Raw genomic sequence first — 15307 nt, 5'->3', positions numbered from 1 at the left:
GACGATGACCCGCCGGTTGAAATCGTAGACGGCGGCATTGCCGCTGGCGCGCTCATTGCCGCGCGTAACCGTCACACCGCCAGTCGCATCGATGCGCTGGATTCGCAGACTGCCGGCATCGCTATAGGCTACCGTCGTCCGCGCCGCGGTCAGTTGCAGGTCGCCCTGCCGGATCTGGACATCGCCAGACAGGACAACCCGGTTCTGCCGATCCTGCAACTCGATGCGATCGGCAGCATAGTTGACCGGCTGGTTTGAATTGAAACCGGCAATCGTCTGCGCCCCGGCAACCGAACCGAACGACAGCGCCGCGATCCCGCCGGCGATGAGACCGCCAGCCAGGCCGCGCACGACAAGGTGGCGAAGCGCAGGACGCGAGGATGGGGTTTCGGTATTCATGCTGTCAGGCTCCATCATCACATTTCCTCGGGCAGTCGCAAGCGGCCGGGCACCATGCGCAACCTGGCGTTACCGTTGAGGGAGAAAGTACGCTCTTCCATGTCCGCGCGCATGGCATCGGCCGAGAAGGCACCGGCCGGGATCGCGCCGCTTACCTGCCCATCGCCAGTCAGGGTGCGGGAGGGGAGGTCGATCGTCACGTTGCGAGCGATGAAATTGTAACCATCGGCAGCGTCGAACCGGACCGTGCCGGGAATGCGCACCTGCTCATCGTCGATATCATAGACGCCGCGCGGGGCGGTAAGGACAGCCGGACCTTCGGCCAGCGCGAGCCGCGCTGTCATATCCTGCATCTCCACAAGTGGTATGGAATTACTGCGCTGTACCGCCTCGCCGGCGACCAGGCTGAACGGACGCGCCCTGTTGTCCTGACCGCGGTACATCGCGTTGTCGACGCGGAGCCGGTCGTCCGCGATGGCGACCTTGTTGCGGTCGAGCAGGAAGCTGATCTCCCCGCGCGGCGACAGCGGGGTAATCAGCATCATCGCCGCGACCACGCCCACCAGGGCAGGAAGCCCCACGGCCAGCACGCGCACGATCCGATCCAGCGAACCTCCCGGTGTCGCGAACTGCTGGCGCCTGTTGCGCATCCTGTCTGCGGCTCTGGTCATGCCATGCTCTAACGCCCGAGATCATTACTCGTGGCTGAAAATATCCTTGTCCGCCCAGCCTGCTATATCGAGCCGCGCGCGTGCAGGAAGGAAATCGTAGCACGCGTGCGCGAGTTCAAGGCGGCCTTCCCGCGCAAGACGCTCGATCAGGATGTCGCGGAGACGGTGGAGATAGCGCACGTCCGAAGCGGCATATTCGCGCTGTGCATCTAAAGCGGGTTCGTCCGGGCCGAGAGAGCCGTAGACCTCGTCAGTCGAGATGTGGTGGAACTAGTGTGGACTGCCGCTGCCCGCACCCAGCCAAGCCGAACGTGCAGTCTTCAGCAGCGAGTTCGTGCCGAGAATATTGGTCTCGATGAACACGTCCGGACCGGTTATAGATCGGTCGACGTAGCTTTCTGCGGTAAAGTGCAAGATTGTCGAGATGTCGCGTTCGCGCAGCAGCTTTGCGACCAGCTCGGTATGGCGAATGTCGTCTACTACTAGCTCTGCCTGCTCGATCCCGGCGATAGTGGATTTGTTGCCTGTATAAGTCAGGCAATCGAGAACGATCATCGTGTCGCCGGGGTGGTTCTGCGCCCAATAGTGAACGAAGTTGCCGCCGATGAAGCCGGCACCGCCAGTAACGAGCAGGTTAGTCAAAATCTGCTTCCTCTTCGAGCATTCTGCGCAAGTTCACGCGCCAGTGCGTGTGGCCATCGTCCAGCAGTGCGCGCGTCTTGCTGCAATCGAGAAGCGAAAAGGCAGGTCTCACCGCAGGCGTGGGATAGGCGCTGGTGGGGATGGGGGTGATGGGTATGGCCTCGTCCAGCAAGCCGAGCGTTATGGCTTCTTCCTGGATGGCGACTGCGAAATCGTACCAGCTGGCAACACCTGCATCGCTGTGATGGAAAGAACCGCTCGCCTGCTTCTCGACGAGTCCCCAGATTGTAGCAGCAAGACCAGGCGCCCAGGTGGGAGCGCCGATCTGGTCTGCCACCACGTCCAGCGCAGGCTTCGCTGCCATCAGGCGCAGCATGGTGCGGACAAAATTAGCACCGCCTGCAGTGTAGACCCAGGCGGTGCGAACTAGGATGTCAGTATTGCGCAGGTGGTCTTCGCCTTCGGCCTTTGTCCGTCCATATGCGGACAGCGGATTGCGGCTGTCATCAGGAAGGTAGGCACGACTCGACATGCCGTCGAACACGAAGTCGGTCGAGACGTGCACAAGCTTGCCGTCATGCACGCTTGCCAGTGTAGCGACCGCTTTGGCATTGATTGCTCGGGCTGCCTCCTCGTCGCTCTCAGCCCTGTCGACTGCTGTATAAGCTGCCGCGTTGATCACAAGCTCGGGCGAGACTTCGCGCAGAACGGCAACGATTGCGCTCGCGTCGGCCAGATCGCATTCGTCAACATCGACAGGATGGACAACGCAGCCTGCTGGAGCGCTGGCGATGAGAGCACGACCCAGTTGCCCTTTCGCGCCGGTTATGAGCACCTTCAAACGAAAGCCTCCACTTGTGACAGCGACTTTCCTTCACGGTCCTTGGCTGACAACTGGATGTCCAGCCCTTCGGTCGGCCATTCGATACCCACCTCGGGATCGTCCCACGCCAGCGACTGTTCGTTTGCCGGCGCGTATGGTGCATCACATTTATAAAGGAAATCCGTGCCGTCCATTAGCGTGAGAAAGCCATGTGCAAAGCCTGGCGGCACCCAGAAGATGCGCTTGTTCTCAGCTGAAAGCTCCACACCCGTCCATCTGCCGAATGTGGGGGAGGAACGGCGCAGGTCGACCGCTACGTCGAATACTGCTCCCGATGCCACGCGCACAAGCTTGCCTTGGGGGCCGGGGTTCTGAAAATGCATTCCCCTGAGCACGCCCTTCTGCGAGCGAGAATGGTTGTCCTGCACGAAATCGACGGCAAGACCAGCTTGGGCAAATTCTACTGCGTTCCAGCTTTCCATAAAGAAGCCGCGCTCGTCGCCAAAGACCTGCGGTTCGATGATGAGTGGGCCGTCGATGTCGCAAGAGTTGACCTTCATCGGCTCGTGGGCTCGTGCAGGAGCTTCATCAGGTAATCGCCGTATCCAGACTTTACGAGAGGGGCGGCGATCTTCTCCAGTGCGGCATCGTCGATCCAGCCCTGCCTCCATGCAATCTCTTCCGGACAGCTGATTTTCAAACCCTGTCGCTCTTCGGTGATGCGAACGTAGCTGGCCGCGTCCAACAATGATCCGTGGGTGCCCGTATCGAGCCACGCATAACCGCGTCCCATTATCTCCACCGCGAGTTGGCCGTCATCGAGATATAGCTGGTTCAGGTCCGTGATCTCCAGCTCCCCCCGCGGCGACGCCTTCAGGTCACGCGCTCGGTCCACAACGGTATTGTCGTAGAAGTAAAGGCCGGTCACGGCATAGTTCGACTTCGGCGCGGCGGGCTTCTCCTCAATTGAGGAGGCCACGCCGTTAGCGTCGAAATCAACCACGCCATAAGCCTGGGGATTATTGACCTGGTAAGCGAAAACGCTTGCCCCTTCTTCGCGCGCAGCTGCATTGCCGAGGAGTTCGGGCAGACCATGACCATAGAAGATGTTGTCACCCAAAACGAGAGCACTGGGGGCGTTCCCGACGAAGGCTGCACCGATGTGGTAGGCTTGCGCCAGCCCCTCCGGTCTTGGCTGCACGGCATAGCTGATAGCGATCCCGAAATCGGCCCCATCACCAAGCACGCGCATGAATTGCGACCGATCTTCCGGCGTGGTGATGATCAGCACCTCCCGCACGCCAGCCAGCATCAGCGTACTGAGCGGATAATAGATCATCGGTTTGTCAAAGACTGGCATTAGCTGCTTCGAGACGCCACGTGTCAACGGATAGAGCCGAGTTCCCGAGCCACCCGCTAGAATTATTCCCTTACGTGGCATGCACCCTCTGAGGCTGGAGACAATCTCTGCGACGCGCTGCTGAATTGCAGCAGTATCAGCTGCGGTCAACAGCGACGTATGAATTTGAGAGGTTCGGCTGAAGATTAGCGCAAAATTAAGCATACCAAGCCTAAGGATCGATCATGATTCCAGGGACGCACCATAAAAGACGCGCGGAGAGACCTCTCGCTTTCAAGTCAGGGATGCCCATCTTCATGCAAGTGCCGAGAGGACCGGCGGCAACGGCACTAGCTGGGTGCGCGCTACTGGCGATTTTTGCACACAGCACCTTTCCTACTGTTGGTTTCGGCCCATTCTTTTTGCTAATATGCGCATTTGGCGCCTGGTTTGTGGGAAACCTGTTCGCCGTTCTCGTCGGCCTTTTCATCGGTGTCATCCAGGTTCAGAGCGGCCAAGCCCTGGCGCTCGACGAAAATCCTGTCGTCATGGCCTTACAAATCTCCAGCGCTTTGGCCGTGGTTCTGATGCTAGGTGTAGCCCGTGCCGCCCTTGAATTGGAATGGCGCTTTGCCCGCGTCGATCCGTTGACAGGAGCTCTCAACAGAAAGGCATTCTTCGAAGCTGTCGCGAATGAAGCCCACCGACCCGGCATTGCTGTACTGCTGTTTGCCGATGTTGACGGGCTCAAGCGGGTGAATGACGACCTTGGCCACGATGCGGGTGACGAAGCTCTTCAGGATTTTGCGGATCGTGTCAGGAAGACCATCCGTAATACGGATATATTTGCACGCGTCGGTGGCGATGAATTCGTAATATTCCTTAGAGTGGGGGATCTGGCCTCTGCCGATAAAGTCGCGAGCAGGTTAAATGCGCAAGTCAATCAGAAGGGGACTTCCACACTAAGGTGCAGCATTGGCGCACTGGTCATGCCAGCTGGCTCGACGTCTATCGATGCCGAACTCAAAGAGGCTGACCGCCTCATGTACCGCGCCAAGAGGGAAAAGCTCGGCATGGTGCTGGCAATGTTAGCCAAAGGCGACCTGAATGAGCTCGCATCATCTGCGCCCCCCACAGATCGCGAGGATCAACAAAGCGCAGTCATAAGAGCGAGAGGCCGCGATCGTGATATCACGGTTCAGGGCCGTGCTCTTGCTCAGGCAGAAGTGGGTTGAAAATCCGGGTTCTTAGGATCCTCAATTAATGTATCGCAGGGTCGGAACCTGACGTTGATAGCGCACAGGATTTTGATGGCGCTTTGTATGTGAGGTTCGTAGAGGGCGTGCTCCCGATCGAACAGCCCGATGTCCTCGATAACTCGAAAGGCAAGTCGGCTTGGCCCTCGCCCTGAACACCTGTTGCCAGGTCGGCACGGGAAACCCTTGCTACTTTTTCATACCTTTCAGCGCTTTCCTTGGCTGCCGTTGCGGGCGGGGCCGGTAATGCCGATATGCTCGCTCAGGTGCTACGATCAATCGGCAGGTGAATGCCCCAGGTATTGGGGGTAGCCGGTACCATCCATGGTGTCTGAGTGCATACTCGCCACCGCGCGTCCGGACTTGCCGCGGTCTGGCTCGTTCGTCACCAGTGTCTCGCCATGCCCCGAACAAAAGACACGGTTGCATTAGGCGCGCAAACGACCTGGCAGTGACAGACGAATTCTCCCAAGTCCGATCCTCGATTTGATAAGCCCCAAAGCCAAGCCCTCGCGGTGGCCTGGTTTCAGCCAGCGATATTGGCTACCCTTGCAAGGACGGTTCGGAGACCGCCAAGGATGCTCTCAACTTCGTGCTAATCGCAAGTCGCGAGTCTTGCGATAAGGTGCTCTCGGCCTTATGGGATCGACGTAACAGCCGAGGTGATGAACCCTTCAATTGGAAAGCATGAACTGGGGTCTTTTGCGCCGGTTTCAGCGTCGCAGGGAGGGGAGCCAGCTCTTGAAGTATCCTATTTATATTTCCGACGCTGACAAAGATTCGCGCATCGAACTCAAAAGGATGCTGTCGCAAGGTGGCTGGAGTTGTCGCCCATTCTTGAGTGCAGCCGACCTAGTTAACGAAATCAGAGCATTGGAACCCGGCGTTGTTCTATTAGACGTGCGGAATACGAGCACCGATGGAGCCGATCTTATTGAAACAATTTCGGAAGCAAACTTCGCGTTACCTATCATCGCCATAGCAGAAAAGGCCAGCGCCGATATCGTTGTCGCTGCTATGAAAAGTGGCGCAGTCGACTTTCTTGAGAAACCATTCCCCGCTGAAACTCTGGAGAAAGCAATCGAAGGCGCTGCACCTATAGTGGATCAGCGAATTAGGATTGTCGATCAGACGGAGAAGGATAAGGCTCGTATTGAAATTCTGACCCCCCGGGAGCTTGAAGTGTTAAAAGCCCTTTCCCGCGGGGACTCAAATGCGATGATCTCTCAAAATTTCGATATCTCGGTTCGCACAGTCGAAACTCATCGGGCGAATATAATCCGAAAAATCGATCTGCCGAATATTGTCGGGGCCATTTCGGTTTTCCAGCGTTACGAAGCTGCTAGTTCAGCGCGCCCTGTGTGAATCCGGACCAGTTTGTTCGAGAAGTAGAGGCTTTGCCGAACTTTACCGTGTTGCTGAATAATGGACCATAGGGGTTCCCAAAGAAATAGATCCTGAGCGCTTTGCGACGCTTGAGGACGGTTGAAGCAGTGGGTGCGTAGCGGAACTCGTAGCGGGGGAGGATCAGCACCAGTGCAGGCACCATTAGGAACCCCCGCCGATGCCGAACAGTCCGATGGCGAACCCCGCGCCCGCCGCAAGCAGCGCGAGAAACGGCACCAGGGTTGTGTCAGGCGTCATGGGAAGGCACCCTACGTTCCAGCGCAGCATCCGGCGAGAGATTCTTGGACGGTTCTATGATTTGCAACTCCGGCGCGATAGGGTTCGCACGATGTTATTGACGACACAGAGCGTGGAAAAGGTCTGGGGCCGCGATGTGCTGCCTGCACCTTTCGCTGCCCCCGAAGGCCAGCGTATCGGGGAAATATGGTTCGAGCCTCCCACGCAGATGCCCGAGTTGCTGGTGAAGTATCTGTTCGCCAGCGAGAAGCTGTCGGTACAATGTCACCCCGACGACGACCAGGCCGAGGCTGCCGGCCAGGGACGCCAGGGCAAGGAAGAGTGCTGGCTGGTGATCGCCGCCGAACCTGGCGCCAGTCTGGGCATCGGTTTCGACGAGCCGCTGGATGCACAGGCCATGCGCACGGCCGCGCTCGACGGCTCCATCGAGCAGTTGATGACGTGGCACGAAGTGCGGGCCGGCGACTTCTTCTACATCCCCGCAGACACTGTCCATGCCATCGGTCCGGGCTGTTCGATCATCGAAGTGCAGCAGAATTCGGACATTACCTATCGCCTCTACGACTATGGCCGCCCACGCGAGTTGCACCTGGAGCAGGGCATGGCGGTGGCCGACGGATCGCCCTACGACATGGCCTTGCACCAGCGCCTGCCACACAGCGGCAGCGCAACGTTGGTGGATGGTCCCCATTTCCGCCTGGACTGGGTCGACGGCATTGCCGGCGACGACCTGCTCTATACCTATTGCGAGCCGCTGCTGGTGCTGCCCCTTGCGGGCGAAGTGCTGGTAGCAGGTAGCGAGGTGATCAAGCCTGGTGAGTGCGCCTATGCCACCGACCTGGCGAGCGTGACTTCCGCGCCAGAAGGCAAATGCGTGGTGACCGCCCCTCGCTGAGGGCCGGGCCTAGACCACGCCGAAAGCCAGCATCGCGTCGGCCACAAAACCATCAAGCCCCAAACTTAATGGTAGTGAGACTGCAAAAATGTAGACGCCCGTCTCGTAAAAACCCGCCATCTTGCCCTCCCCCGATATCTCGAGGCTCTCGCACCACTTCTTGATCCCTTCGCTGCAGAGGATGCCAAACCGTTGCTGCAGCGGCAATCTAAACTGACGGCGCGTTTATCTTAGCCGATTTCCCTGTCTTAGCCGGAAACGCTATAGCTATTAATGATGCCAATAGCTGCTGTCGGGTTTCTCGAGATGGACAAACAGAGCCGCTAGGTTAGGTCAGGTTGCGACCCCCAATATCACCTTTCCCTGTCACCCGGAGGTACGGCAAACGCCCTAGCCCAGCCACCGCATCCAAGCGGCGCTTTCAAGCGCTTTGTCCGCGAGCAAGATACGGGCTGGAATGCCATTCTCATCCGCGAAGTCCAACCCACGATCCGCGCCCAGTGCCAGTATCGCCGTAGCCAGCGCATCAGCTTGCATACAACCCGGGTGGAGCACGCTGACAGCGAGAATATCATTGTCCAACGGCAAGCCGCTGCGCGCGTCGAGGGTGTGCGACCAGGATAAGTTACCCGCGCGTCGCCGGCGCATATAGCTGCCGGATGTCGCAGTCGACCAGCCAGTCAGCCCTACGCGCGCGCTTGGCAGTGTGCTGTCCGGAGGGCTTTCCATATCGACCCACCAGGGCATTCCATCCGCTCGCAGCCCAGCGCCCCGCACCTCGCCGCCGATCTCCAGCAAGACATGTTCGATTCCAATCCGGCGCAGCGCCTCGATACCGGCATCGACCGAGTGACCTTTGGCAATCCCGGAAAAGTCGAGCGCCAGTCCCCCGGGTTGGAACAGCGTGCGGCCCTTGTCTTCTCGGCGAATGTCCCGCCAGTTGTAGTGTCTTGTCCCCTTCGCATTATGGGCATGCGGGACAATTTGCGGTGGGGCAGACGATCCGAACCCCCACATTTCCGTCGCCGCGCCTATCGTCGGATCGAAAGCGCCGCCGGTGGCCTCGGCAACCGCAATCGCACAGTCGAGGACCCTCGCAAAATCCTTACCCAGCCTGTGCCACGTGCCGCCTGATGCACGGTTGAACCTGCTAAGGTCCGATCGCTCTTCCCACTGGCTCATCTGCGCGATGACCCGGGAAAAGGTGTCGGCGAGAACCGTGTGCACGGCACCGTCGGTGACACCAGGCGGCACAATGGCCGAGACTGCCCATACCGTTCCCATCGTCTCGCCCGACCGCCTGCATTCGCGGCTCTTGGCGGGCGGCGGGCGAAAAGAAAGCTCGGGATGCGGGGGAAGGAGAACTTGGTCGAACTCCTCCCTTTCCCGGCTCATGGCATCGGTCAAAGCGGTAGAAATTCCAGGACCGCGGTGTAGGAACTACGGCGATCGGGTTCTCCATCAATGCCGTCCTGGCTGGATGACGCCTCGAGATAATACATTCCGGGGTTTGCCGCCTCGAGGGTCAATTGCCCTTCCGCATCGGTGACGAGGTTCTGGATGCCAGCGTTATCACGATAGCGCGTGTTGCCTTCCACGAACTCTACTTCCAGCCCGGCAGCGGGTTGACCGTCGATCAGGAAGCGGACCGTGGCCGGTTCACCTGCGACGATGTCGTTGGGGTGACTGACGGCGATCATTTCCAGTCCGCTGTTGACGGGCTGGAGGGCCGTGTCGCTGGGCGCGCCGAGCGTGACGAAGGTTTCTGTGCGCGAATGGGTGTGGTTCATGCGCACGTCCGTCGCTCCCTCGGGCACCTCGCTTGCATCACCGCGAAAACGATGGCGTGCACCATTCAGTTCGTAGGAGCCCATCGAGCCGTTCGAGACGAGAGCAACGCGGTAGGTTCCCTGCGCCGCGAGCGGCAGGTCAAAGACGCTGCGATAGGAACCGGAGCCAATTATCTGAGGCTGCACGCTCTGTCCATCAGGGCCGGTGATAACGAGGGAATCGAGCCGCAGGGGCCGGTGCTCGAACACGAAGAGCTCGTTGGAAGCTGCCGCATCCACGGTGATCGTTTCGCTATCGCCGGCAAGGACCGTGGAAGACGGAAGCAGCCAGCGGCGGTGGGCATTGGCTTCGCTCGGAATGAGCGTGGTAAGACCCAGCGCGAGGCCGATGGCATAAAGGCTAGTCTTGGCGAACATGGGTGTTCCTTTCAGTCTTGATCTTCGATTGATCGCGTTCAGCGCGACAAGCTGAGGCGGACGGTGCCGAGTTCGGCATCGCCGCTTGCGGTGGCACTCGCGTTCGATCGCGGCGGCCATTGGAAGGGGATGCTGACGACCTCGCGCCCGCCCACCTCGCGCGCGGCTTCCACGCGCAACGTGTAGCTGCCCGCCGGAAGATTACCGAGCGGACGCGAGCCCTGGCGGTAGGCCACGCGATGGGTGCCGGGAGCCTTGGTGGGAGCGCTGATGCCGTCAGCCGGAAGGTTCATCGAACGGCCCGCGCGGCGCCACCAGGTGCGCATATCGGGCAGCCACTTTTCGGGGTCGTCGGCGCGCAGATCGATGTCATACCAGACATCCAGTGTGCGCACGGCGCGGCCCGCTTCGTTCTCGATCCAGATTGCAACATAGGGGTTGTGGTATTCAGCAACGCGCAAGCGAGGGATCTCGACGCTGAGCGACATTTCCTGCGCTGCGGCAGGCACCGCAACCAGGCTGGTGACCGCAAAGGCATAAGCAATACTGACACGCATGGGTGTCTCCTTGACTAGTGAACGAGGAAGATGAGCAGGAGCGCAGGGATGACGACCCCGGCACCCACGATGGGCCATGTGGACGGACGGTTCTTGGCATGGAGTTGCAGCAGGAGCAGGCCGGTGACGGAGAAAACGACGCAGGCGGCCGCGAAGATATCGATGAACCAGGACCAGGCCGTGCCGCTGTCCCTGCCTTTGTGAAGATCGTTGAAGTAGGCGATCCAACCCCGGTCGGTGCTTTCGAATAGCACGTCCCCGCTCACCCGGTCTATCGCCACCCAGCCATCGCCGCCCGGACGGGGAAGCGCGATGTAGAGTTCGCTCTCGGTCCATTCGGGCGCACGTCCCGCCAGGCCCGCGTCGAGCTCGCCCTCCAGCCACCGGGCCAGCGCGTCCGGCACGGGTGTCGTGGCATCGGCGCCTTCAGGAACGCGCTCCAGCGTTCCCAGAAGGCTGTCCGGCAGTGCAAGTTCCTCCGTTACGATGACGGGCTCCGCCTCAATCGCACCGGCGTGATTCAGGGTAATCCCCGTCACCGCAAACAGGATCATCCCGATCAGGCAGATAGCGCTGCTCATCCAGTGCCACGTGTGGAACTGCCGCACCCAGAAGGCCGGAATGCGGCGTTTCGCTTTCTTCTCCGGCGCCGGCGGAGCGATTGCGGACGTGCGCTGAAAGGTTGATCGACTATTCATTCTGCTTGCTTCCCCGTCCTATCGACGCTCGTCTAATTGCAATTGAAGATCAATAGCAACCAATCATTGGCGACCATCAGAATTGCGCATTCAGACTGACCCAGTAGCTGCGCGCCTTGTCCTTGTTGTTGTAGTCGTCGATGAAAACGGGATCGAAAGTGCCGTCGCCGTTGTCGATGAAGCTCGTCTGATAGCTGGTGAAATCGGTATCGAGCAGGTTGTTGACCCGTGCCGCCAGCCTGATGTGCTCATTCAACTCGAACTGCGCTCCCAGATTGAGAACGGTGTAGCTCTCGTAAAAGAGCCGATCGCCGGTCGTGGCATCCACGCCCCGATAGCGGCGAGAACGGTGCTCGGCATTCAATTGCGCGCTGATCCGTTCCGTTACTGTCCAATCGAGCGTCGCGTTGGCCATGTGCGCGGCAGTGTTCGTGAGAGGCAACCCCTCGCCGGGTCCGCTCAACTGCTCGCTGTCGGTATAGGTGTAGTTGGCGCGCAGGTTGAAATCGCGCAGGAAGCGAAGCTGGCCCGCGACCTCGACGCCTTCGACCTTTGCCTCGTCGATGTTGACCGGCTGGTTCAGAATGCCGACGTCAAGGACGGCGAAATAATCACCGAGGTTGGCACAGGGGCGCTCCCCACCGGTAAGAGCACACGGTTGCACGCTTGCACTGGCAATCTTGTCATCAAAGCTGGTGTGGAAATAGGTCACATTGATGCCGGTGCCGGGCAGCGGATCCCAGTAGACCGCAGCTTCGGTGTTGGTGCTGGTTTCCGGCACGAGAAGCGGGTTCCCCACGAAGGGGAAGGTGCCCTGGCCGCCAAAACCGCGAATGCCATCGTAAAGATCGGTGGTCTTGGGCGTTTTGTAGCCTGTGCTGACACCACCCTTTACGATCACGGTATTGGTGACGTTGAACACGCCGTAGACGCGCGGCGAGACCTGTCCGCCGAACACATCGTGCTCGTCGTATCGGACCCCGGCAGTGAGAGTGAAGAAGTCGACCGGGGACCAGTTGTCTTCCGCAAAGATCGACCATTGACGCTGCTCCTGCACCGCGGGAATGCCTTCCGAGCTTTCTTCCAGGCCGAACACCGCATCGAAGAGTTCGCCGTCGATATACTGGCCACCGACGACAACTTCATGGTTGCCGACAAAGCCGGACAACGGCACGACCACGCGCGCGTCGAGCGTGTATTGCGAGCTCCTGAGATCGCGGTCAGGGCGCGGCAGGAACGTTGCCGCCGCGATACCCCTGCGCTCTTCCTCGCTCAGTCCGGCATAGTCGCCGGTGCCATCATAGATGTCCTGCAGCAGCAGTCGTTCGGCCACCGAGAATGGCCGGGTCCGACCGCGATTGACGGTGTCGACATGTGCCAGCGATATGAAGCTGGTGCCGAAGGACCATTCGCCGTTGTGGGCAATGGACCAGTTGGTCCGGTCATATCGCTGCTCGTCCTTGTAGCCGACGCGCGGGGCGACGATCCCACCCCGGGTCTGCCAGATCGTGTCGATGCTATCAAGCGTGCCGAGGGGGAAGCTCACTTCTGTGGTAACAGGATCGGTGACAGGCGTATTGTCGTAGATTTGCCGCGAGATATCATAGTCGAAAGCGATGCGGTGATCGACGGACGGCATCCAGCTGAGCGTGCCGCCCGCACTGTAATTCGTGTTGTCCACCGTGCGGCCGCCGCCACCGAAACCGAGCGCGCGAACCTGCTCCTCTCCGGATGGATCGATCACCGGCACAAACTCGGGATTGGAGGCCATGCGCTCATAGATCGATCCACGAAGCGCTATACCGAGCGTATCGCCCAGGATTGGCCCGGTCACGGCAGCGTCAAAGGTGATATCGTCGCCGAAGCGCTCGTCTTCCTGAAAACTGCGACCCACCGTCACTGAACCGGTCCAGTAGCGGCTGACCGGACGCGTGATGATATTGATTACCCCGCCCATCGCATCCGCGCCATACAGTGTCGATGCCGGACCGCGGATAACCTCGATCCGCTCCACCAAGGCGACACACCTTCTTTCCTTGGCCTTGTTCCCAACGGCCTCAATGTTCCAGAACGCCCGGACTGGGGCGGCTGGGGCGGGCGATATGAACTGCGCATACCAGACCTCTCGACTACCAACCCTGATGGTTTCAATGGTGGCGTTCCAGTGCCAGCGGAGACTCGACCAATCTGGACCAACGCAGTCGACAGCTTCACGCCCTATATTGCAAAGCCTTACGGACGTGCGATCGAGCCGATGGACCGCACTTTCGAAGGCTTCCGAGAGACACTTTGGCGCTGGCGTGATGAATTCCAGAATGATTTTGCCGCTCGGATGGATTGGACGATCAAGAAACCAGCCGACGCCAATCATCCACCTATCGTTCGACTTGCGCACCCTGACAGACTGACCGTCCGTTCGGGTGAAACGGTTTTGCTAAGCGCTCTTGGCACTGCTGATCCGGATGGGGACAGCCTCAGCTATCATTGGTTTCGATATCCGGAAGCCGGAACCTGCTCCAAGCCTATAGAGATGTGGGGCGCCGATAACCTCTACGCGCGTGGCTTCACTGCTCCTGCCGTGGACGAGCCATCGGAAGCTCAGTTCATCGTTAAGGTGACCGATAAGGGCACCCCTGCCCTAACACGCTATCGACGCGTAGTGGTGACCATCTTGCCTTAGGTCTATTGAGGGGATTGTGCGAAACAAGGGCCCCAATGCCTCTGAATGTCCGCAGTGGGGTCGTTTGCTGACCGGCAGGTTCTTGCGATTTGATTGGCGATAGCGGACAGTCTGCAACTGATGCTGTGGACGGCTCTCCATCCACCTGCGGTAGTATCGCGGGATTGAGCTGGAAGGAGACTCGAGATGAGCGAAGTGGTTACGATTGGTCTGGATATCGCGAAGTCGGTGTTCCAGGTGCATGGCGTTGGAGCAGATGGCAAGGTGCTGATCCGCCGCCGACTGACGCGAGCGAGGATGCTGCCGTTCTTCGCGACGCTGCCGCGGTGTCTCGTCGGCATCGAGGCGTGCAACAACTCGCATTACTGGGCGCGAGAGTTGACCGCACTGGGTCACGATGTGAAGCTGATGCCGGCGCAATACGTGAAGCCCTACGTCAAGCGCGGGAAGAACGACGCTGCCGATGCGGAAGCGATCTGCGAGGCGGTGACCCGGCCGACGATGCGCTTCGTCGCGGTGAAGAGCCCAGAGCAGCAGAGCCTGATGATGCTTCACCGTGTGCGGTTGATGCTGAACCGCCAACGCACCCAGATCTCGAACGCGATCCGTGCACACATCTCGGAGTTTGGAGTGGTGGCACCGGTCGGCCGACTTGGGGTCGAACGGCTGCTCGAGGTGGTCGCCGATGCAGGCGACGATCGCGTGCCGGAGGATGCGCGTCTTTGTCTGCAGATGCTGGCAGCGCAGCTTGATGTCGTGAAGCAGCAGATTCTCGAGAATGACCGACGCGTACTGGCCAGTGCACGGCGGACCGAGCTCGGCCGCCGATTGATGGAGATCCCCGGCGTGGGGCCGCTTCTCGCAAGCGCATTCGTTGCATCGGTCGCCGACCCCACAGTGTTCAAGACCGGTCGCGATCTCGCTGCATGGATCGGGCTCGTGCCCAAGCAGAACTCGTCGGGCGGTAAGGAGCGGCTCGGCAGTATAACCCGGGCGGGCAACCGATACCTGCGGCAGATGCTCGTCGTCGGGGCGATGGCGGTCATCCGCCATGCCGAGCGGCATGGCACGAAGCGACCTTGGCTAGTTCAATTGCTTGCCCGCCGGCCTGCCAAGGTCGCGGCGGTGGCGCTTGCGAACAAAAACGCCCGCATGGTCTGGGCGCTGATGACCAGTGGCGAACGCTATCGCCAGCCGCAGCCGCAGCCGATGCCGGTATAGAAGCTTCGCGCGGTCACCGCGCTGACGAAGTTGGAAAGGGCAAAGAGGAGTTGATGCACGAAGCCGGTTGAAACCGCCGGATCGGGAAAACCCATTTTGGGCCGTGGCGCTTCGAGCGCGTGCTATAGGTCGGGACCCGGTTCGCGCGAAAGGCATCATGGCCAGCGGCGCATGACACAGCCGCATTCAAAGGCCGGACACATGGCCGCCTCGACCAGCAGAATGCAAAACTTCATAAAACCCTTGCCAACGGAGGGCCGTCCACACACGGCCCA

The 15307-nt window shown here is 59.9% G+C and carries 17 protein-coding genes and 2 pseudogenes; 6 read left to right on the top strand and 13 right to left on the bottom strand.

Going from position 1 to position 15307, the window contains the following annotated elements:
* From D2V07_RS18155 to rfbA, 7 genes and pseudogenes are all read right to left on the bottom strand, one after another.
* Positions 1-417: LptA/OstA family protein (locus D2V07_RS18155; RefSeq protein ID WP_325049030.1), on the bottom strand; the 417-nt coding region annotated here is incomplete at its 3' end.
* Positions 417-1070, bottom strand: coding sequence for an LPS export ABC transporter periplasmic protein LptC (locus D2V07_RS18150; RefSeq protein WP_119587768.1), 654 nt, complete (start codon positions 1068-1070; stop codon positions 417-419). The genes D2V07_RS18155 and D2V07_RS18150, both read right to left, overlap by 1 nt.
* 24 nt (positions 1071-1094) lie before the next feature.
* Positions 1095-1280 (bottom strand): annotated as a pseudogene (locus D2V07_RS18955) (ribonuclease D); the annotation flags it as partial.
* Positions 1281-1340: 60 nt separating this feature from the next.
* A complete protein-coding gene (locus D2V07_RS18140; protein WP_119588306.1) occupies positions 1341-1712 on the bottom strand; it encodes a GDP-mannose 4,6-dehydratase in 372 nt (123 codons plus the stop codon).
* Entirely contained in the window at positions 1705-2553 is an 849-nt protein-coding gene (gene rfbD, locus D2V07_RS18135) for a dTDP-4-dehydrorhamnose reductase (protein ID WP_119588305.1), read from the bottom strand. Before rfbD ends, D2V07_RS18140 begins: the two co-directional genes overlap by 8 nt.
* Positions 2550-3095, bottom strand: coding sequence for a dTDP-4-dehydrorhamnose 3,5-epimerase (gene rfbC / locus D2V07_RS18130; protein ID WP_119588304.1), 546 nt, complete (start codon positions 3093-3095; stop codon positions 2550-2552). The genes rfbD and rfbC overlap by 4 nt, the downstream gene beginning before the upstream one ends.
* Entirely contained in the window at positions 3092-3976 is an 885-nt protein-coding gene (rfbA, locus tag D2V07_RS18125) for a glucose-1-phosphate thymidylyltransferase RfbA (protein WP_119588303.1), read from the bottom strand. Before rfbA ends, rfbC begins: the two co-directional genes overlap by 4 nt.
* Positions 3977-4179: 203 nt before the next feature.
* Here rfbA and D2V07_RS18120 point away from each other — a divergent pair, with 203 nt between their 5' ends.
* From D2V07_RS18120 to D2V07_RS18110, 3 genes are all read left to right on the top strand, one after another.
* Entirely contained in the window at positions 4180-5109 is a 930-nt protein-coding gene (locus D2V07_RS18120; protein WP_158586899.1) for a GGDEF domain-containing protein, read from the top strand.
* Between the two features lie 762 nt (positions 5110-5871).
* Positions 5872-6495: a response regulator transcription factor gene (locus D2V07_RS18115; RefSeq protein ID WP_158586898.1), complete on the top strand. Its 624-nt coding sequence runs from the start codon at positions 5872-5874 to the stop codon at positions 6493-6495.
* 370 nt (positions 6496-6865) lie between these two features.
* Entirely contained in the window at positions 6866-7669 is an 804-nt protein-coding gene (locus D2V07_RS18110; protein ID WP_119588300.1) for a class I mannose-6-phosphate isomerase, read from the top strand.
* A 9-nt stretch (positions 7670-7678) separates the two neighbouring features.
* Here D2V07_RS18110 and D2V07_RS18105 read toward each other — a convergent pair whose 3' ends face one another.
* The 6 genes from D2V07_RS18105 to D2V07_RS18080 all read right to left on the bottom strand — a co-directional run bounded on the left by D2V07_RS18105 (position 7679) and on the right by D2V07_RS18080 (position 13145).
* Positions 7679-7876, bottom strand: a complete 198-nt coding sequence (locus D2V07_RS18105; RefSeq protein ID WP_119588299.1) for a hypothetical protein — start codon at positions 7874-7876, stop codon at positions 7679-7681.
* Between the two features lie 183 nt (positions 7877-8059).
* Positions 8060-9076: an FAD:protein FMN transferase gene (locus D2V07_RS18100; RefSeq protein WP_147367070.1), complete on the bottom strand. Its 1017-nt coding sequence runs from the start codon at positions 9074-9076 to the stop codon at positions 8060-8062.
* Complete coding sequence (locus D2V07_RS18095) at positions 9073-9876, bottom strand: DUF4198 domain-containing protein (RefSeq protein WP_158586897.1); 804 nt, start codon at positions 9874-9876, stop codon at positions 9073-9075. Before D2V07_RS18095 ends, D2V07_RS18100 begins: the two co-directional genes overlap by 4 nt.
* A gap of 38 nt (positions 9877-9914) precedes the next feature.
* Entirely contained in the window at positions 9915-10433 is a 519-nt protein-coding gene (locus tag D2V07_RS18090; RefSeq protein WP_119588296.1) for a DUF2271 domain-containing protein, read from the bottom strand.
* Positions 10434-10447: 14 nt separating this feature from the next.
* Positions 10448-11131: a PepSY-associated TM helix domain-containing protein gene (locus tag D2V07_RS18085; protein ID WP_119588295.1), complete on the bottom strand. Its 684-nt coding sequence runs from the start codon at positions 11129-11131 to the stop codon at positions 10448-10450.
* Positions 11132-11207: 76 nt separating this feature from the next.
* A complete protein-coding gene (locus D2V07_RS18080; RefSeq protein ID WP_233548516.1) occupies positions 11208-13145 on the bottom strand; it encodes a TonB-dependent receptor domain-containing protein in 1938 nt (645 codons plus the stop codon).
* Here D2V07_RS18080 and D2V07_RS19200 point away from each other — a divergent pair.
* The 3 genes and pseudogenes from D2V07_RS19200 to D2V07_RS18075 all read left to right on the top strand — a co-directional run.
* Positions 13101-13193, top strand: a pseudogene (locus D2V07_RS19200) (hypothetical protein); the annotation flags it as partial. The gene D2V07_RS18080 and the pseudogene D2V07_RS19200 overlap by 45 nt on opposite strands.
* 192 nt (positions 13194-13385) lie before the next feature.
* The gene (locus D2V07_RS18765) at positions 13386-13811 is read left to right on the top strand and encodes a hypothetical protein (protein WP_199698840.1); all 426 of its coding nucleotides are present in this window, start codon (positions 13386-13388) and stop codon (positions 13809-13811) included.
* A gap of 186 nt (positions 13812-13997) precedes the next feature.
* Entirely contained in the window at positions 13998-15032 is a 1035-nt protein-coding gene (locus D2V07_RS18075) for an IS110 family RNA-guided transposase (RefSeq protein WP_119587162.1), read from the top strand.
* The last annotated feature ends 275 nt before the right edge of the window (positions 15033-15307 follow it).

It is taken from the genome of Aurantiacibacter zhengii (genome assembly GCF_003584125.1).
Lineage (GTDB): Bacteria > Pseudomonadota > Alphaproteobacteria > Sphingomonadales > Sphingomonadaceae > Alteraurantiacibacter > Alteraurantiacibacter zhengii.
This window is presented reverse-complemented; position numbering and strand designations above follow the sequence as displayed.